This window comes from Streptomyces sp. ME02-8801-2C, assembly GCF_033793965.1.
Lineage (GTDB): Bacteria > Actinomycetota > Actinomycetes > Streptomycetales > Streptomycetaceae > Streptomyces.
Genome location: NZ_JARAXP010000003.1, coordinates 53,732 through 71,012, shown reverse-complemented (window position 1 = coordinate 71,012; position 17,281 = coordinate 53,732). Strand labels below are relative to the sequence as shown.

The 17,281-nt window shown below is 68.5% G+C and carries 21 protein-coding genes and 1 pseudogene; 14 read left to right on the top strand and 8 right to left on the bottom strand.

All coding sequences use genetic code 11. The features are described 5' to 3' along the window. Positions 1–3: 3 nt before the first annotated feature. Positions 4–927, bottom strand: a complete 924-nt coding sequence (locus tag PV396_RS09470) for a histone protein (protein WP_319202485.1) — start codon at positions 925–927, stop codon at positions 4–6. Positions 928–1,070: 143 nt separating this feature from the next. Here PV396_RS09470 and PV396_RS09465 point away from each other — a divergent pair, with 143 nt between their 5' ends. From PV396_RS09465 to PV396_RS09410, 12 genes are all read left to right on the top strand, one after another. Further along, complete coding sequence (locus tag PV396_RS09465; protein WP_319202483.1) at positions 1,071–1,391, top strand: gas vesicle protein; 321 nt, start codon at positions 1,071–1,073, stop codon at positions 1,389–1,391. A gap of 27 nt (positions 1,392–1,418) precedes the next feature. Further along, entirely contained in the window at positions 1,419–1,883 is a 465-nt protein-coding gene (gene gvpJ / locus PV396_RS09460; protein ID WP_319202481.1) for a gas vesicle protein GvpJ, read from the top strand. A gap of 3 nt (positions 1,884–1,886) precedes the next feature. Beyond that, positions 1,887–2,606 carry a GvpL/GvpF family gas vesicle protein gene (locus PV396_RS09455; RefSeq protein ID WP_319202479.1) on the top strand — a complete coding sequence of 240 codons (720 nt, stop codon included), beginning with the start codon at positions 1,887–1,889 and terminating at the stop codon, positions 2,604–2,606. A 51-nt stretch (positions 2,607–2,657) separates the two neighbouring features. Then, a complete protein-coding gene (locus tag PV396_RS09450; protein ID WP_319202477.1) occupies positions 2,658–2,906 on the top strand; it encodes a gas vesicle protein GvpG in 249 nt (82 codons plus the stop codon). Between the two features lie 54 nt (positions 2,907–2,960). Further along, positions 2,961–3,383, top strand: a complete 423-nt coding sequence (locus PV396_RS09445) for a gas vesicle protein (RefSeq protein WP_319202475.1) — start codon at positions 2,961–2,963, stop codon at positions 3,381–3,383. Then, the gene (locus PV396_RS09440; RefSeq protein WP_319202473.1) at positions 3,380–4,261 is read left to right on the top strand and encodes a GvpL/GvpF family gas vesicle protein; all 882 of its coding nucleotides are present in this window, start codon (positions 3,380–3,382) and stop codon (positions 4,259–4,261) included. Before PV396_RS09445 ends, PV396_RS09440 begins: the two co-directional genes overlap by 4 nt. Continuing rightward, positions 4,258–4,473, top strand: a complete 216-nt coding sequence (locus PV396_RS09435) for a gas vesicle protein (protein ID WP_319202471.1) — start codon at positions 4,258–4,260, stop codon at positions 4,471–4,473. The genes PV396_RS09440 and PV396_RS09435 overlap by 4 nt, the downstream gene beginning before the upstream one ends. Next, on the top strand, positions 4,470–4,886 hold the full coding sequence (locus PV396_RS09430) for a gas vesicle protein K (RefSeq protein ID WP_319202469.1): 417 nt from the start codon (positions 4,470–4,472) through the stop codon (positions 4,884–4,886). Before PV396_RS09435 ends, PV396_RS09430 begins: the two co-directional genes overlap by 4 nt. Before the next feature lie 34 nt (positions 4,887–4,920). Beyond that, positions 4,921–6,096, top strand: coding sequence for a hypothetical protein (locus PV396_RS09425; RefSeq protein WP_319202467.1), 1,176 nt, complete (start codon positions 4,921–4,923; stop codon positions 6,094–6,096). 16 nt (positions 6,097–6,112) lie between these two features. Continuing rightward, the gene (locus PV396_RS09420) at positions 6,113–6,283 is read left to right on the top strand and encodes a hypothetical protein (protein ID WP_319202465.1); all 171 of its coding nucleotides are present in this window, start codon (positions 6,113–6,115) and stop codon (positions 6,281–6,283) included. 282 nt (positions 6,284–6,565) lie between these two features. Next, positions 6,566–7,249, top strand: coding sequence for a glycoside hydrolase family 11 protein (locus PV396_RS09415; RefSeq protein ID WP_319202462.1), 684 nt, complete (start codon positions 6,566–6,568; stop codon positions 7,247–7,249). A gap of 38 nt (positions 7,250–7,287) precedes the next feature. Continuing rightward, complete coding sequence (locus PV396_RS09410) at positions 7,288–7,977, top strand: polysaccharide deacetylase family protein (RefSeq protein WP_416071389.1); 690 nt, start codon at positions 7,288–7,290, stop codon at positions 7,975–7,977. Positions 7,978–8,158: 181 nt separating this feature from the next. On the opposite strand, the gene PV396_RS09405 is transcribed toward PV396_RS09410, so the two are convergent. Continuing rightward, positions 8,159–9,004, bottom strand: coding sequence for a hypothetical protein (locus tag PV396_RS09405; RefSeq protein WP_319202457.1), 846 nt, complete (start codon positions 9,002–9,004; stop codon positions 8,159–8,161). A 286-nt stretch (positions 9,005–9,290) separates the two neighbouring features. On the opposite strand from PV396_RS09405, the gene PV396_RS09400 reads away from it, so the two are divergent. Continuing rightward, positions 9,291–10,805, top strand: a complete 1,515-nt coding sequence (locus tag PV396_RS09400; RefSeq protein ID WP_319202455.1) for an MFS transporter — start codon at positions 9,291–9,293, stop codon at positions 10,803–10,805. 140 nt (positions 10,806–10,945) lie between these two features. Here the strand turns inward: PV396_RS09400 and PV396_RS09395 are convergent, their stop codons facing one another. The 4 genes from PV396_RS09395 to PV396_RS09380 all read right to left on the bottom strand — a co-directional run bounded on the left by PV396_RS09395 (position 10,946) and on the right by PV396_RS09380 (position 14,191). Continuing rightward, the gene (locus PV396_RS09395) at positions 10,946–11,824 is read right to left on the bottom strand and encodes an alpha/beta hydrolase (protein ID WP_319202453.1); all 879 of its coding nucleotides are present in this window, start codon (positions 11,822–11,824) and stop codon (positions 10,946–10,948) included. A 105-nt stretch (positions 11,825–11,929) separates the two neighbouring features. Further along, positions 11,930–12,934, bottom strand: a complete 1,005-nt coding sequence (locus PV396_RS09390; protein WP_319202451.1) for an NADP-dependent oxidoreductase — start codon at positions 12,932–12,934, stop codon at positions 11,930–11,932. Between the two features lie 147 nt (positions 12,935–13,081). Continuing rightward, positions 13,082–13,654, bottom strand: a complete 573-nt coding sequence (locus tag PV396_RS09385) for a TetR/AcrR family transcriptional regulator (protein ID WP_319202449.1) — start codon at positions 13,652–13,654, stop codon at positions 13,082–13,084. Positions 13,655–13,723: 69 nt separating this feature from the next. Next, positions 13,724–14,191, bottom strand: a complete 468-nt coding sequence (locus tag PV396_RS09380) for a helix-turn-helix domain-containing protein (protein WP_319202447.1) — start codon at positions 14,189–14,191, stop codon at positions 13,724–13,726. A gap of 93 nt (positions 14,192–14,284) precedes the next feature. On the opposite strand from PV396_RS09380, the gene PV396_RS09375 reads away from it, so the two are divergent. Then, a complete protein-coding gene (locus PV396_RS09375; protein WP_319202445.1) occupies positions 14,285–14,785 on the top strand; it encodes a PaaI family thioesterase in 501 nt (166 codons plus the stop codon). A gap of 84 nt (positions 14,786–14,869) precedes the next feature. On the opposite strand, the gene PV396_RS09370 is transcribed toward PV396_RS09375, so the two are convergent. Together PV396_RS09370 and PV396_RS09365 are read right to left on the bottom strand one after the other, a co-directional pair. Beyond that, positions 14,870–15,424 carry an ATP-binding protein gene (locus tag PV396_RS09370; RefSeq protein ID WP_319202443.1) on the bottom strand — a complete coding sequence of 185 codons (555 nt, stop codon included), beginning with the start codon at positions 15,422–15,424 and terminating at the stop codon, positions 14,870–14,872. Between the two features lie 113 nt (positions 15,425–15,537). Next, positions 15,538–16,860: pseudogene (locus PV396_RS09365) on the bottom strand (PP2C family protein-serine/threonine phosphatase); the annotation flags it as partial. Positions 16,861–17,281: the final 421 nt, after the last annotated feature.

The following is a 17,281-nucleotide window of genomic DNA, read 5'->3' as shown; positions in this document are numbered from 1 at the left end:
GACCTACCTCCGTGTGGCCGGCTTGCGGCCCGACGTCTTCTTCGCCGCCGGTTTCCTGGCTGCCGTCTTGCGTGCGGGGGCACGCGCGGCGGTCTTCTTCGCCGGTGCCTTCTTCGCCGTCTTCTTGGCGGCGGTCCTGGACGGTGGTGCCTTCTTGGCGGCTGCGGATCGCGTCGAGGTCTTTCCCGCGGAGCTCTTCTTCGGCGCGGCCTTCTTGGGTGCGGCCTTCTTCGCGGCCGTCTTCTTTGCCGCGGTCTTCTTGGCGGGCGTCCTGGATGTGGAGGTGCTCGATCGCCGGGAAGTCCCTCGGGCGGGAGCGGCGGTGCGGGTACGAGTGCGAGTCCGGGAGCGGGTCGGCGACCGTCCACGACTGCGGGACGGCGGCTTTTCCTCTTCCTGGTCCTCCTCGTCCTCCTCGCCTTCCTCTTCCTCATCCGGCCCGTACGATTCCTCCGCCTCGTCCTCCTCCGGCTCCTCTTCTTCCGCTTCCCCCTCCTCTTCGGCCTCCGGCTCCGTGGAGCCCTCTTCGTCCTCGTCCTGGTCCTCGTCTTCCGTGTCGTACCCGTCCTCTTCCTCGTCCTCGTAGGGCTCCTCCTCGTCCTCCCGCTCGTTTTCGCCGGTCAGTTCGAGGGTCCGGTCGTGGAGCGAGTCGGCGAGGCCTGCGAGCTTGCGATTCGCCGCCGCCCCCAGCGCCTTCTTGCCCGCGTCCAGGGCCTCGCCGCGAAGCTGGTCGCCGAACTCGGCGAACTGGGGCATCTCCTTGAGCTTGCTGAGGCCCTGTGTCATGAGCTGGCCCGGCTGAAGGCCGAAACGGCGGCCGGCAAGGTATGTCGCCGCAGTGAACGCGAGGCGGCCCTTCTTGGCGCGTCCCAGTAGGTAGCCCCCGGCCATGGCGGCCGCAAGCGCGATCTTGGTCGTGTCCTGCATGAGCTGCTCTCCCTTCACCAGCGCGCTTGTCTGCCGCGGCTGGATGTTCCGCGCTACACCGGCTACCCCCAATCCGGGAGATATCTCCCTATATGATGAAAATGTAGTGTCAGCGAGCGAGGTTCTCCCAGGGGAGTGACCACATGGCCGCAGCAGAACCGACCCGTCCGGCGCGCCGCACTTCCCCCAAGAGCCGGCCAGAGGTTCCGGACGCGCCCACGGCGATGCGCTCCGCAGCCGGGCAACTGGCTCAACTGCTGGGCAGATCCCCCGACTCCGTCTCGTCGCTCAAGCCGACCGACGACGGCTGGGAGGCGCAGGTGGAGGTGGTGGAACTGGAACGCGTCCCCGACACGACCAGCGTGATGGCCAGCTACCGGGTCGCCCTGGATCCCCAGGGACGGCTGGTCTCCTACGAACGGACCCGCCGGTACAGCCGAGGCATGATCGACCGGCCGACCTGAGGAGGGTGGTCCGGGAAAGGAGGCGCCATGACCATGGTGCCGCAGAGCGGCGGCAGCGTAAGCCGAGGTGGAGGCGGTACGGGCGGCAGCAGCCTCTACGACGTGTTGGAGCTCATTCTCGACCGAGGGCTGGTCATCGACGTCTTCGTCCGTATCTCGGTGGTGGGCATCGAACTCATCAAGATCGACGCCCGCATCGTGGTGGCCAGCGTCGACACCTACCTGCGGTTCGCCGAAGCGTGCAACCGGCTCGACCTCGAAGCGGGCCGCAAGTCACCCGCCCAGCTCCCCGAGGTCGTCGGGGACATGATGGAAGGGGGCGCCCGCGGAAAATCCAAGGGCGCGCTCAGCGGGGCGGTCGACGCCGTGTCCGAATCCCTCACCGGCCGCTCCTCCAAGCGCGACGAACCCGACGAGGAGGAAGCCGAGGAGGAAGCCGCGCCCAGGAAGAGGCGTCCCGCCCGGCGCCCGGCCCGCCGGGAAAGGGAGTAGGCGATGGCACTCTACGTGTACGCGATCACGGCCAAGGACCACCCCCAGCGCGTTGACGACCTGACGGGCGTGGGCTCCCACCCCGCACCCTTGCGTACGGTCACCGCGGGCCCCCTGTGCGCGGTGGTCAGCGAGATCTCCGAGGAGATCCGGCCCAAGCGCAGGGACCTCCAGGTGCATCAGGAGGTGCTGGAAGGGCTCATGTCCGACGCCGTGATACTGCCGCTCCAGTTCGGCTACTTCGCCCCCGACGACCAGGACGTCAAACAGGCACTGGAAGCGAACGTCGACCGCTACCTGGCGACCCTCGCGCGGCTCGACGGCTGCGCCGAGTACCACGTGAGGGCATCCCAGGCCGACGAGGACGAGCTGTTGCGCGAGATCCTGCGGGATTCATCCGAAGCGAGGGAACTCAACGAGCAGATCCGGGCCGGCGCGCAGGACCCGCAGCTGCCTCTGGCGCTCGGGGAACTGGTCGCCCGCGAGGTGCAGGAACGCCAGGACGCGCTGGCGGCGGACATCGCTCAGACGCTGCTCCCCTACGGCCGGGAGCACACCACCCATCCGCCCTCCAGCCCCGACTTCCTCAATCTGTCACTGCTCGTGCCCCAGGACCGTACGGAGGACTTCCTGGCGGCGCAGGCCGGCCTCGCTCGCCAGATCCAGGGCGGTGTGGACCTCCGGCTCACCGGCCCTCTGCCCCCGTACAGCTTCGTCGCGTGACCCGGTGCCGCCGCGAACCCGGTGCGACCTCGAAACCAGGAAGGAGCAACCATGGGACTGCTGACCAGCCTGCTCACCCTGCCGGTCGCCCCCGTACGGGCCGTCGTCTGGGCCGCCCAGCGGGTCGAGGAGAAGGCCAAGGACGAGTACTACGACCCGGCCCCGGTGTGGCGCGAGCTCGCCGACCTGGAGCGGCGCCTGTTGAAGGGCGAGATCGACGAGGACACCTTCGACCGCCGGGAGGACGAGCTGATCGACCGCCTTACCGAGATCGCAGAATTCCGCCAGCAGATTCCCTGACGCAGCAGACTCCTTGACGCAGCAGTTCCCTGACAGGGAAGCGAGGCCGACATCGTGTCTGAGCCACTACCCGGCCGACTCGGATCCTTCCCGTCCCGAGCCGCCCCGGCGCCGTACGGGCAGAGCACCTCCAGCCTCGCCGACATCCTGGAAAGGGTTCTGGACAAGGGCATCGTCATCGCCGGCGACATCCGCATCAACCTGCTCGACATCGAGCTGCTGACGATCAAGCTCCGCATCCTGGTCGCCTCCGTGGACAAGGCGAAGGAGATGGGCATCGACTGGTGGGAGCACGACCCCTCGCTCTCCTCGCGCCACACCGGCAGCCCCCTCGAGCAGGAGAACCGCCGACTGCGCGCCGAGTTGGAGGCCCTGCGCCGCGAACGCTCCGACGGTCAGGAGATCTCCGCGGGCACAGCCGAAGAGGAACCCGAAAGGGGCACTGACGGTGGGACGGCACGGGAGCGCCGGCCATGACCACGACCGACGACGCCCTCACCTACGTCTACGCCGCGGTCCCCCTCACGACAGCCCTCCGCGACGCCCTGAAGGACCTCAGGGGCATCCACGGATCCCCTGTCCTGAGCGTCACCGCCCCGACCGGGACCGGCGCCAGCACCAGCCCGGCTCCCGGCACCGGCGGCGCGTCGCCGCCCCTGGTCTTCGCCACGAGCCACGTACCCCGGCGCGAGTTCAACGAAAGCGCGCTGAAGGACCACTTCGAGGACCTGGAGTGGCTCGAGGAGGTCGCCCGCGCCCACCACGACGTAGTACAGGCGCTCTGCGCCCACACCACGGTCCTTCCGCTGCGCCTGGCCACCGTCTACCAGGACGACGACCGCGCGGGGCGGGCCCTCGCCGAGCAGTACGAGGCATTCGCCGACCGACTCGCCCAGCTCGCCGCGCACACCGAATTCGGCGTGAAAATCTATCTGACCGCCCCCGCTGCCCACACCGACACCGACACCGAATCCGTTGCCGACGCTTCCGTCACTCCGGGAAAGGCGTATCTCCGACGACGCAGGGCCCAGCACAACGCCCAGGAAGCCATGTACGGCCAGGCCCGGGAGGCCGCCGACATCGTCGAAGCCGTCGCCTCCCGATACGCCTCGCAACATGTGCGGCACCCCGCCCAGCGCGGTGCTCTGACCGGGCCCGCCGAGAACGTCCTCAACGACGCCTACCTCGTCCCCGACGCGCACGCGAAGCCCTTCCGGGCCGCCATCGAAGAGGCCGTCGGCCGGTTCGACGGCATCAGTGTCGAAGTGACCGGGCCCTGGGCGCCCTACTCCTTCGCCATGCCGCCGGCCGAGGGCCGGAACTCGGCAGCCGACGACGAGGAGAGCGGCCGATGACTCCCGCGGAGTACCGAGAACCGCTGCCCGGCCGCCAGGTCGCGCTGGTGGATCTCCTCGACCGGCTGCTCAGCGGCGGGGTGGTCGTCACCGGAGACATCGTCCTGTCGATCGCCGACATCGATCTCGTCCGCATCTCACTGCGTGCCCTCATCGTGTCCGTCAGCTCCGAGAACCGTCCGGCCGAGGGCGACCCAGGAGTCCGGCCATGAGCGCGGAACGCCCCGACCGGCACGGCCGTCCGCCACCGCACCCGGATCCCGGCCTCAAAGGCGTCAGCGAGTCGATGACGCAGGCCTTCCGCCTCGTTCAGGCACCGCCCACTCCGCCCGGCAAGGCCCCCCGTGCGGCCCACCGTATGTACACCGACCGCGACTCGGTGGAGGAGGACCTTCTCAAACTCGTCCTCACCCTGGTCGAACTCCTGCGTCAGCTCATCGAGCGTCAGGCACTGCGCCGCGTGGACGGGGGAGACCTCACGGACGAACAGGAAGAGGAACTGGGAGCCACCCTCCTGGCGCTGCACGACCGACTGGCCGACCTGTGCGCCGAGCACGGCTACACCCTGGAGGACCTCAACCTCGACCTCGGCCCCCTGGGACCTCTCCTTCCGCGCCGCACCTGAAGAACGCCCGAGCACGCTGTGTGAGGATGTGGCGATGCGGTGGCTGAGTGGGTGTGGGCGGCGGGCGGTCGTACTCGTGGCGGTGGGGATCACCGCGCTCGCTCCGACCGCCTGCGGCGCGGACGGCGTCGGCGGTGCCGCCGACGGGGAGCCCGAGGGCCGCGAGGAGATGTACCAGCGCGTCATCGAAGACCCGCACCCCGACCCCGCCGACGTCATCGACGCGGCCGGCGCACCCAGCGACGTGGTGCGCGCGGACGACGGTTCGCTGCTCCTGACGTACGACGCCGGCAACGTCGAGGACGACGAGGGGCCGGCCGCCACCGCATGGCGCATCGTCGCCCCCGACGGCCGTACGGTGGCCCAGCACGCGGAGCACGCCGACGCCGAGGACGTGCCGCCCGCGTTCAAGGGAGTGCGCGGAGGCTTCGTGCGGGTGCCTCCGCCCGGTGTGGCCGACGGAGCGTACGCCCTCGACGTACGCGGCAAGCGGCACAAGGTCGTCAGCACGGGGACCCCGTTGCGCTCCCGCCCCGGAGACGTCCTCCTCGCCGAACCCGAGCCGGCCCTCATCTACCGTCCCTCCACGCGCACGGTCGCGCCCCCGGCCGGACTGCCGGACGACGCTGTCCGCCTCGCCGTCCACGAGCGGGGCACCGTCTGGAGCCTGGACCAACCCCTGTCCGACGACCCCAACCGCGTTGTGTGGCAGCGCGACGGCCGCACTCTGGGGTCGACGACCGTTCCCAGGCCGTACCTGGGGGGAGTTGTCGCCGCGCGAGGCGGCACCGCGGCGCTCTCCCTCATCCGGGACGAGGGTGTGCGGGGCCTGCTGGTGACCACGGACGACGGCGAGCACTGGCGGACGGTCCTCGCGGGCGGCATCGCCTGGGCGGACCTGAAGCCCGACCCGGACGCGCTGGTGCTGGAGTTGCTGGCCGACGGACGGCTGCTCGTCGGCGAGGAGAGCGGCCGCTACTGGCTTGCCGACGACCGCACCAACAGCGCCTTTCAGGAGCTTCGGACGCCGGCGAGATTCACGTCGTTCACCGTCGTCGGCACGACCCTGTACGGCATCGCGGACGCGACGACGGCGACGTACGACCTGGTGAAGGGCGAAGGAGTCTGGACCTCTCGCGACGGTGGACGCCAGTGGCGCCGTGTCGGAGGCGTGCCCCGGGAATACGGGGGCACACGGCTCTCACCCTGACGAGAGGAGCCGCTCCATGCTTGGGATAGCCGCGGCAGTACTTTTCTTCATCTCCTTCCTCATCAACGCCGCCGAGATCAGCACGAACGACGTCTTCTCCTCCACGAACGTCATGCTTCTCGGCCTGATGCTCCTCGCACTGCACGTCGCGGGAATCGGCACCGGCTGGTCCGGCCGCAGGCGCTGAGGCACGCAAACCGAGAGCGGAAAAGCTTCGAAACATTCGAGAAAATGGGCCTGGAGCATTTGCTTCCAACTTGGGAGACCTATTGATTTGACTCCCCAACCACCTGCTCGACCGAGCATGTTATGCCGTTGAACTGGAAGAATGTCCGACCGGTGCACGCTGTCATGGTTTTCGAATGTTTCGGAGTGAATACCGAAACCATTGACACCTGACGTGCTCCGGCCAACACTGTCGCGTGTTCAGCCCCCATCGGTCCCATGAGGACGAGGAGGAAACACGCACATGAACAACGCACCCGCACGTGCATCCCGGCTCCGGCTGCTCATCAGCGGCGTCTGCACCATGCTGCTGGTGGCTGTCGCCGCCCTGACCCTGCCCGGCACCGCCCAGGCCGCCACGGTCATCACCACCAACCAGACCGGCACCAACAACGGTTACTACTACTCGTTCTGGACCGACGCGCCGGGCACGGTCTCCATGACCCTGAACAACGGTGGCAACTACAGCACTTCATGGAGCAACTCCGGCAACTTCGTGGCCGGAAAGGGCTGGAGCAACGGCTCCCGCAGGACCGTCTCCTACTCGGGCAGCTTCAACCCGTCCGGCAACGCCTACCTGGCGCTGTACGGCTGGACGTCCAACCCGCTGGTCGAGTACTACGTCGTCGACAACTGGGGCACCTACCGGCCCACCGGAACGTACAAGGGCACGGTCACCAGCGACGGCGGCACGTACGACATCTACCAGACCACCCGCTACAACGCCCCGTCCGTGGAAGGCACCCGCACCTTCAACCAGTACTGGAGCGTCCGCCAGTCGAAGCGGACCGGCGGCACCATCACCACCGGCAACCACTTCGACGCCTGGGCCCGGGCCGGAATGCCCATGGGCAGCTTCAACTACTACATGATCCTCGCCACCGAGGGGTACCGGAGCAGCGGCAACTCGAACATCACGGTGGGCTGACCATGACCTCACATCACGTCGGGTCGGCCAAGACCTCGATGAAGGCAAGGCGTCTCCCGTTACTCGCCGCCGCAACCCTGGCCGCCACCACCGGCCTCACCGGGCATACCGTCGCCCTCACCGGACACGCCGGCGCCCCGGCACGGGCCGCCGCCTGCAACGGGTACGTCGGGCTCACCTTCGACGACGGCCCGTCCACCAGCACGACGACTTTGCTCAACGCCCTCACACGCAACGGGCTGCGGGCCACGATGTTCAACCAGGGCCAGTACGCCGCCGCCAACCCGGCCCTGGTCCGCGCCCAGGTGAACGCGGGCATGTGGGTCGCCAACCACAGCTACACCCACCCGCACCTCACCCAACTCGGCCAGGCGCAGATCGACTCGGAGATCTCCCGGACCCAACAGGCCATAGCCAACGCGGGCGGTGGCACTCCGGTGCTGTTCCGCCCGCCGTACGGCGAGACCAACGCGACGGTGAAGGCGGTCGCGGCCAAGTACGGTCTGACCCAGATCATCTGGGACGTCGACTCCCAGGACTGGAACAGCGCCAGTACCGACGCGATCGTGCAGGCCGCCGCCCGGCTCACCAACGGGCAGGTCATCCTCATGCACGACTGGCCCGCCAACACGGTCGCCGCGATTCCACGCATCGCGCAGGGCCTGGCCGGCCGCGGCCTGTGCGCCGGGAAGATCTCCCCGACGACCGGACGAGCCGTGGCACCTTAGGCGGCGCCTCCCGACGCAGCCGCACTCTGCGATACCGGTAACGCACAGTTGGCGCGGCAGCACACAGCTGCCGCGCCGATGCTGTCCGCCCGCACCCGGGTGATATTTGCAAAAGTGCTTCAGCGCAGATGCGAACTGTGTGAGTGATGTGCGTCGGGCCTCAGGGAGAGGCCTCGACGGATCAGCCTCGCTTCAGGCGTACCGCCACCGTCTCGCTGACGGTCACGGCCTGGTCGTAGTCCGGGTCCGTCGCCGTCGCGCGGGCCTCGACCTCCACGTCTCCGCGCTGGAAGGGGATGTCCCCGGTGGGTACGGCCGTCGCGGTCCAGGGCACCGGAGCGCCCGGTGTGCAGGACACCGACCCGCTGAAGGAGCCGCGGATGAGCCGCTGGCTCTTCACCTGCGTGACGTCGCCCCAGACATCCACCTTCACCGGCTTGTTGCAGCTCACCGTCCCGTGCAGGGTCGCCTTTCCGTTCAGGGTGCTCGCGGTGCCCTCCAGGGCCACGGCGAGGCCGAGGTCGAGTTCGGCCGGCGGCTCCGGGTTGTTGATGTGGATCTCCCCGCGCGCCGCGGGGGTGCTTCCCTCACAGTGCTGCTCGAAGACGGCGTCCAGCTTCTTCACGTAACCCTGAGGGCCGAACTCCACGTCGGAGATGGTGAATTCGCCGGTGAGCGTGTTGCAGCCCCGCCCGTTTCCGCCGAGGTCAAGTCCCGGCTGGGTCGGCTCGTTGAACGGGTGCCGGGTGGCGCCGGTGTACGTACCCGGTGTGAGGGTCTTGCCGGCGGGCGCCGCGAGATCCAGGGACCACCAGTCGCCGTTCGCCCCGTCGAGCCAGAAATGGACCGAGTTGTGGGCGTTGTCGGCGGAGATGTTCAGGCGGTCCTGAGCCGCCGTCGAGTAGGCGTAGGACTGACCACCGCTGGGCCAGTCACCCTCGTCGCCGCTGAAGGCGAAGGATCCTTCGGTGACGGGCAGAGCGTACGCGGCGGTGCCTGACAGCAGACCGGTTGTGCCGGTTGCCATGCCCAGCGCCAGTATGAGGACGGCCGTTGCACGGGCCAGGGCACGTTTGGGCGTGCTGAGTCTCATTGGTTTCCCCCTGAAGATGAAGTACTCGTTTGCTTGCGCGACCGTTCTTCATGCGTCAGATGAGTGAGTCTGCCAACCGTGAGTACCTGCGGCAACCATGTTTCAGGCGACGGCAGTTGTGGTTTCGGCCAACCCATGGGGGAGCTGATGCGGCGCGGCGCGGCGTAATGCGGCAGGGCAGGGGCACACGAAGGTGGTTCGCTCGATGAGGAGGGAGCCCATGTCCAGCGCCACCGCTCCGGCCGGCACCGGCCGCACCATCACCAGCTCGATCCCTGCCCGCCTCGACCGTCTCCCGTGGTCACGCTGGCACTGGACGATCGTGATCGGTCTCGGCACCGTATGGATCCTCGACGGCCTTGAGGTCACGGTCGTCGGCAACATCTCCGCCCGGCTCTCGGAGCCCGGCAGCGGGCTGCCGATCACCTCCGGTCAGATCACCGGGATCGCGGCCGCCCTGTACGTGGCCGGCGCCTGCGTCGGCGCCCTCTTCTGGGGCCGCATGACCGACCGCTTCGGCCGCAAGAAACTGTTCATGATCACCCTGGCGGTCTATCTGGCCGCCACCGCGCTGACCGCGGTGTCCTTCTCGACCTGGTGGTTCTTCGCGTTCCGCTTCCTCACCGGCTTCGGCATCGGAGGGGAGTACGCGGCCATCAACTCCGCGATCGACGAGCTGATCCCGTCGTTCTACCGCGGCCGTGTCGACCTCATCATCAACGGCAGCTTCTGGATCGGCGCGGTCGGCGGTTCGCTGCTGTCGATCGTCGCGCTGAACACGGACATCCTGCCGAAGGACGTCGGCTGGCGGCTGACCTTCGCCCTGGGCGTGGTCCTCGGCCTGGTCATCCTCGTCGTACGGCGTCACGTCCCCGAGAGTCCACGCTGGCTGCTGATCCACGGCAGGGAACGCGAGGCCGAGGAGATCGTCAACGCCATCGAACGGAAGGTCGAGGCAGAAAAGGGCGAACCGCTGCCGGAGCCCGAGAACGAGATCACCATCCAGCAGCGCAAAGCGGTCGGGTTCGGCGAGATAGCCCGCACCGTCTTCGCGGCCTACCGCAAGCGCAGCGTCCTCGGCTTCTCCCTGTTCATCGGTCAGGCGTTCCTCTACAACGCGATCACCTTCGGCTTCGGCGCGATCCTGACGACGTTCTTCGACGTCCCGAGCGGCAACACGGGCTACTACTTCGCCGTGATCGCGGTCGGCAACTTCTTCGGCCCACTGCTGCTCGGCAAGCTGTTCGACACGGTGGGCCGGCGGGTGATGATCTCCTCGACCTACCTGCTCTCGGGCGTGCTGCTGTTCGGTACGGCCTGGCTCTTCGACCGCGGCTCACTCACCGCGACCACACTGACGGCCTGCTGGTGCGCGGTGCTGTTCTTCGCCTCGGCCGGCGCGTCCAGCGCCTATCTGACCGTCTCCGAGATCTTCCCGATGGAGACGCGGGCCATGTCCATCGCCTTCTTCTACGCCATCGGCACCGCCGCGGGTGGCATCACGGGCCCGCTGGTCTTCGCGGACCTCACGTCGTCCGGCGTGGTCGGGGACACGGTGCTCGCCTTCCAGATCGGCGCGGGCCTGATGTGCGCGGCCGGAATCGTCGCAGCGTTCCTCGCGGTGAACGCGGAACGCCGCTCGCTGGAGGACATCGCGAGGCCACTGTCGGCGGTCGCGTCGGCCTCGGCGAAGGTCAAGCACAGGGTGACCGGCAGGGCGCCGGGCCGGGCTTGAGAGACGGTCTGTCTACGGGCCTTAGGGGGCCTGGGCCGCTGGCCCGGGCCTCCCCGGCCGTCCAACGGGCCACGAACGAGGACGGCGTGCGGTCGCATCGTGATCGGCGCCTGCTTCTGGACGACCTGCTCCGGCTACCTTCATGGCGCGAGGAACTCGAGAGCCCGTGCCACGAAGTCATCGTGGTACTGGAAGATCCCACCGTGTCCGGCATCCGGGTAGAGCGGGACGAGTTCGCTGTGGGGCAGGCGTGCTGCCAGGTCCAGGGTGTTGCGGCTGGGCACCATCCGGTCGTTCTCACCGTTTGCCACGAGGACCGGCTGACGGATGGCCGACAGGTCCGACGGCGCCTGGCGGCCCCAGCGTTTGACGGCCTTCAGCTGGGCGCGGAGTGACGGCAGCGCGATGTCCTTGTCACGCTGGTGTGTGCGCTCCTCAAGCCGTGCCAGGAAGTCACGTCCGGCTCGTCGGCCGTCTGCGGTGTCGGTGAAGAAGAGGGACAACTTGGGGTCCTGGCGGGTCAACGCGCCTTTGAGTGTGGCCTGGATGGTGAGCGCCGGGACCTTGTCGATGCCGTCGCCCCCGGCGGGACCGGTGCCCGCGAGGATGACCTTGCGGATGAGGCGCGGCTCCTCCGCCGCGACGACCTGGGCGACGAAGCCGCCCATCGACAGCCCGAGCAGATCGACCTGGTCGAACCCGAGTGCTCGGATGAACTGCACCGCGTCACGGGCCATCCCCTCGATCGTGTCGGGCGTGGTACCGCCCGACGCGCCCACCCCGCGGTTGTCGAAGGCGATGACCCGGCGTTGGGCCGCGAGTCCGTCGACGACGCGCGGATCCCAGTTGTCCAGCACCCCGGCCAGATGGACCAGAAGAATCAGCGGTACGCCGTCCTCAGGGCCGAGTTCCCGGTAGGCGAACTCGTCGCCGCCGACGGACACGGAGCGGGTGGTCGCGTTCTGGTACGAAGCGGGCGAGGAAGCGGAGTGGGCGGGGGAGTTCCGCGGTGTGTTCATGTGCCGGTCCTTCGGATAGCGGGTCTCAGGGCGTTTCTCGTTGCCGCGGATGACGCCGCTCGGGCGTCGGTCAAGGTCCTTGACTGGCTGGAGGGTTCGGCGACGTCACGCCATGCTGACGACGACCTTGCCCGCCTTCGCGCGCCCCGCTTCGAGGTACTCCAGAGCCTCGCGGGCCGACACGAAGGGGAAGACGGTGTCGACGACGGGCTGGATCGTGCCGGCCTCGAAAAGGGGGGTGAGTTCGCGCAGTTGGTCGCCACTGGCCTTCATGAACAGGAACGAGTACGTCACGCCGCGGCGCCGTGCGCTTCGTCGGATACGAAGGCTCAGCGCGGACATCACCAGGCGGATGACGACATTGGCCCCCAGTTCCCTGGCGAGAGCGGCGTCGGGCGGGCCCGCGACACTGATGAGCTTCCCGCCGGGCTTGAGCACGTCCAGGGACTTCGCAAGCGTGTCGCCGCCCAGCGAGTCAAGGACGACGTCGTAGTCGCGCAGGACAGTCTCGAACGCCTCCTTTTTGTAGTCGACCACGACGTCGGCGCCCAGGCCTTTCACCAGGTCGACGTTGGCCGTACTCGTGGTGGTCGCCACGTACGCGCCCAGGTGCTTGGCCAGTTGGACGGCGATGGTGCCCAGGCCGCCGGAACCGGCGTGGACGAGGACCTTCTGACCCGGCTTGACCTGTGCCCGCTCGACCAGCGCCTGCCACGAGGTCAGGGCCACCAGGGGGAGGGACGCCGCCTCCTCCATGGTCAGCGTGGCCGGCTTGATCGCCACGTCGTCCTGGTGCACCGCGATGAGCTCGGCGAACGTGCCGATCCGATCCTTGTCGGGCCGTGCGAAAACCTCGTCGCCCACGGCGAACCGCGTGACGGCCGCACCCACCTCGACCACCACTCCGGCGAGATCGTTGCCCAGGACGAACGGGACGCGGTACGGCAGGATCGTCTTCATCTCCCCGTCCCGGATCATGCGGTCGAGCGGATTGACGCTCGCGGCCCGGACGAGGATCAGCACGTCGTTCGCGCCCACCTCGGGGTCCGGTACCTCCCCGACACGCACGCCGGCCTTGCCGCCGTAGCGCTCCACAGTGAAGGCCCTCATGGTCGTCTCCGTAACTCGTCCGCTCGCGTTCGCGGGCAACCGCATTAAATTACATTCATAATCTTAAGTGGGCCGACTGACGGGTGGCAAGTGGGGGCCGGCGGCAGTGAAGGTGTTCCGAAGTTCCGGTGCGTTCTGCCTGTGTCGTCAGCGTATGAAGGCGAGCGCGTTCTCGATGCCCTGCTCCAGGACCTCGTCGGCGAACCTCTGGTCGGAGACGGCGCGGGACAGTTGCAACGTTCCCACCAGGATGGTGTAGAGGCCGAGGGCCTTGCCGCGAGCGGACTGCGGGTTCTCGGGTGTCAGGCGGGCGGCGAACTCGTCCAGGATGCCCTGGGCGCCCTCGGTGTACGCCTGCTTGGTCTCGGCGCCGCAGCGGCCGATCTCGTCGAGCAGGGCGGCGGAGGGGCATCCGGTGCCGGGGTGGTCCCGGTGCTTGGGTGACAGATACTCGCGGATGAGGCCGTCGAGGCCCGAGTGGCTGGGCGGAACGGCGTCGAATCCGGCGATCTGTGTGCGGAGTTGGTCGGCGACGACGTGGGCGACGAGGTCGTCCTTGGATGTGAAGTGGGCGTAGAAGGCTCCGTTGGTGAGCCCGGCGTCCGACATCAGTGTCGAGATGCCCGAGCCGTCGATGCCGTCCCGCTTGAACCGTCGGCCGGCCGTGTCGATGATTCGCTGCCGGGTGACTTGCTTGTGCTCTTTGGCGTAGCGTGCCACTTACTTCCTCCAACGGCTTCGCTGAGGCCATCGCCTCGTAGTCAGGACGGTGAGTCGCAGGTCGTCGGCTCAGGTCCGCGGGTGGGCGCCGAGCCCCGGCCGGGCGGTGACGTCCCTCGGGGTGAGAGTGGTGTGCTCGGCGGAACACTCGACGACCACGCGCACCGGCGCGTCGCAGCCGGCGTGGCGGATGTCCAGTGCCGGCCCCTCGGAACCGAGGGCGTATGTCTCGCCCCACTGGGTCAGCGCCATCAGGACGGGCCACAGGTCCCAGCCCTTTCTGGTCAGCCGGTACTCGTTGCGGGAGCGGCTGCCCGGCTCCTGGTAGGGGGCCGTCGTCAGGATGCCCGACGCGATCAGCTTCCGCAGACGGTCGCTGAGGACGGCCTGGGAGAGGCCGATGTGGCGGTGGAAGTCGTCGAAGCGGCGGACGCCGTTGATCGCGTCACGCAGGATCAGCAGCGTCCATTTCTCTCCGACCACGTCGAGCGTGCGCTGGACGGGGCAGTTCTCCGTGCTCGCCTCAAGCCACTCCATGCGCCCATCGTAGGGGCCTGGCTTCGTTATTGACAGTCAGGTGAACGAGGGGCTAGCTTCGTATTCAAAAGTCAGCTGAAGGGGTGCTCGGCCGTGGGGCGAACACGTACGTATGAGTGGGAAGACCCCGCGATCCTGGCGGAATCCGCCGGTCGTCTGGCAGGCATCGACTTCCTGCGTGAACTGCAGGCGGGGCGGCTGCCGAGGCCGCCCATCAACCACGCCATCGACTTCACCCTGGACGAGGTGGAGCCCGGTCGTGCGGTCTTCTCCCTGACGCCGGGGGAGGAGCACTACAACCCGATCGGCAGCGTGCACGGCGGTATCTTCGCCACCCTGCTCGACTCGGCGGCGGGCTGCGCCGTCCAGTCCACCCTTCCGCAGGGCATGGCGTACACCTCGCTCGACCTGACGGTGAAGTTCCTGCGGCGCATCACCGTGGACACGGGCACGGTGCGTGCCATCGGTACGGTCGTCAACAAGGGCCGTCAAACCGCCCTCGCCCAGGCTCAGTTGGTCGACGCGAACGACCGTCTCCTCGCCCACGCCACCAGCAGTTGCATGCTCTTCCCGATACCGCCCTCGCACGGGTGAACCCGAGGGGCCCGTTGCCGCGCCCCTCTCGCCGTACGGCACACAGGCCGACGCGCGATACGGATGCCTCGGCCCGGCACCACCTCACACCAGAACGGATGAGGCCTCGTCGTGCGAGGCCGGGATCTGCTGCTCCGCCCAGATGACCTTGCCCTCGCGGTTGTGCCGGGTGCCCCAGCGTTCGGTGAGCTGGGCGACGAGCAGCAGGCCGCGGCCGCCCTCGTCGAAGACGCGGGCGCGGCGCAAATGCGGGGCGGTGCTGCTGGCGTCGGACACTTCGCACGTCAGCGCGGACTGAAGGATCATCCGCAGTTGGATGGGGCCCTTGCCGTAGCGGATGGCGTTGGTCACCAGTTCGCTGACCACGAGTTCAGTGGTGAAGGCCAGTTCTTCCAGACCCCAGGCGGTCAGCTGATCGGACGCGTGAAGGCGGGCCGCGGAGACAACGGCCGGATCGCTGAGAAGGTCCCAGGTGGCGACGTGGTCGGCGTCGAGTGCCCCGGTCTGTGCCACGAGGAGGGCGACATCGTCGGCGGGCCGGCTGGGCAGCAGGGCGGACAGCAGTTCGTCGCAGGTCTCCTCGAGGGATGCCGGTGCCCGGGCGAGAACGTCGCACAGCAGGGTGAGGGCACTCTCCACGTCACGCGAGCGGCTCTGGACGAGGCCGTCGGTGTACAGGACCAGCCCCGACTGCCTGGTGGCAGTTCGAACTGTGCCGTTTCAAAAGGGAGTCCGCCCAGGCCCAGGGGCGGGCCGATCGGCAGACCGGGGAAGCCGACCGTGCGCGAGGCGGGCCCGACGTCACCCGAGCCCGGGGCGCTCACCACGGCCGGCGGAAGATGTCCGGCGCTGGCCAGCGAGCACATGCGGGAGACAGGGTCGTACACCGCGTACAGGCAGGTGGCGCTGATCTCGTCCGTGCCCTCTTCCTCCTCGCGCTGCAGCCGGATGACCACGTCGTCGAGGTGGGTCAGCAGTTCGTCGGGCGTGAGGTCGATGTCCGCCAGGGTGCGGACAGCCGTCCGTAGCCGGCCCATCGTGGCCGCCGCATGCAGGCCATGACCGATCACGTCGCCCACCACGAGGGCTACGCGGGCCCCGGAGAGCGCTATCACGTCGAACCAGTCGCCTCCCACGCCCGCCCTTGATCCGCTGGGCAGATAGCGCGAGGCGGTCTCGACGGCGGTCTCCTCCGGTACGCGCCGCGGCAGCAGACTGTGCTGCAGGGTGAGCGCGGTGGAGCGTTCCTGGGTGTAACGGCGGGCGTTGTCGATGTTCACCGCCGCTCTGGACGCGATCTCCTGGGCCAGCAGCATCTCGTCGTCGTCGAAGGGTTCCGCCGTTTGACGACGGACGAACTGTGCCAGGCCCAGCGGGCTGCCGCGGGCCCACAGCGGGACCAGGAGCAGGGAGTGGAGCTCCAGATCGCGCAGGGCGCGGGCGTGCTCCGGCGATGTCGACAGCCAGGGCGGGATGTCGTCGGCGGAGATACGGATCCGCAGCGGCTGTCCGTCGGTGAGTACCCGAGCCGGCTCCGAGCCTTCGGGGTAGATGCACGGCCGATCAGTGACCACTGCCTGGTCGAGGCAGCCGTCCGAGGCTGCCTGGGCGATCCGGCAGAGCGTCGCGGGACCGGCCGCCGAGTACGTGCCCTCCTCCTGGAGGGCGAAGGGCAGGAGGTCGACGACGACGAGGTCCGCGAGGTGGTCGGCGCCGACGTCCGCCAGCTCCTGCGCGGTGCGGTGCGTGTCCAGAGTGGTCCCGATCCGGGTCCCGGCCTCGTTGATCGTGGTCAGGCGCCGCTGCAGCCAGCGGTCGCGCTGCCGCTGGTACGCGGCGACCGTCTGCTCCGAAATGCGATCGACGTACTCGAAGGCGATCGCACTCAGGGCGAGTGTCGTCGCGTGGATCAGCTCCTGAGATTGTGCGACACGTGCGGTCTCGGTATAGAGCTGCTCCAGGAAATCCGCGTGGACGAGCCGGTAGACGCGAAGGAGTTGGCTGATCGGCACCCCGTGCTCAGCGAGCCGGCAGGCGAACTCGATGGCGGCGGGCGGCGTCCTGACCTCACACATGTCCCGGTCGTACTCGAAAAAATCCAGACCGGCTGCGATGTGTTCGGCCAGTGCCGCACGCGCCACGGCGGCGAGATCCGCGTACTTCCAGATGTCGGGAAGCTCGCTGCGCAGATGCTGCAAAATCACATCGGTCATTTGATCTGCTCGGGGGGCGAGGCCCCGAGCGAGATCGCTGAGGAAGGCATGGGTGTCGGTACCCATAGTCACAAGGTACCGCCGACCGGATCGACCGGCCTTGCCGCGCGCCACCCCGGGGTGGGCCTGCCCAGGGGCGGCCCTGGGAGGCGGGGGGTGGTCATCGCGGGCACGACGACGTCACCTTTCGCGACCTGGATGGCGGCCCGGACGACCCGAGACGCCGCCATGGCCGTTGATCGACGACGCCGAGGAAACCGCCCCACGCGCAGCTCGGCGAACG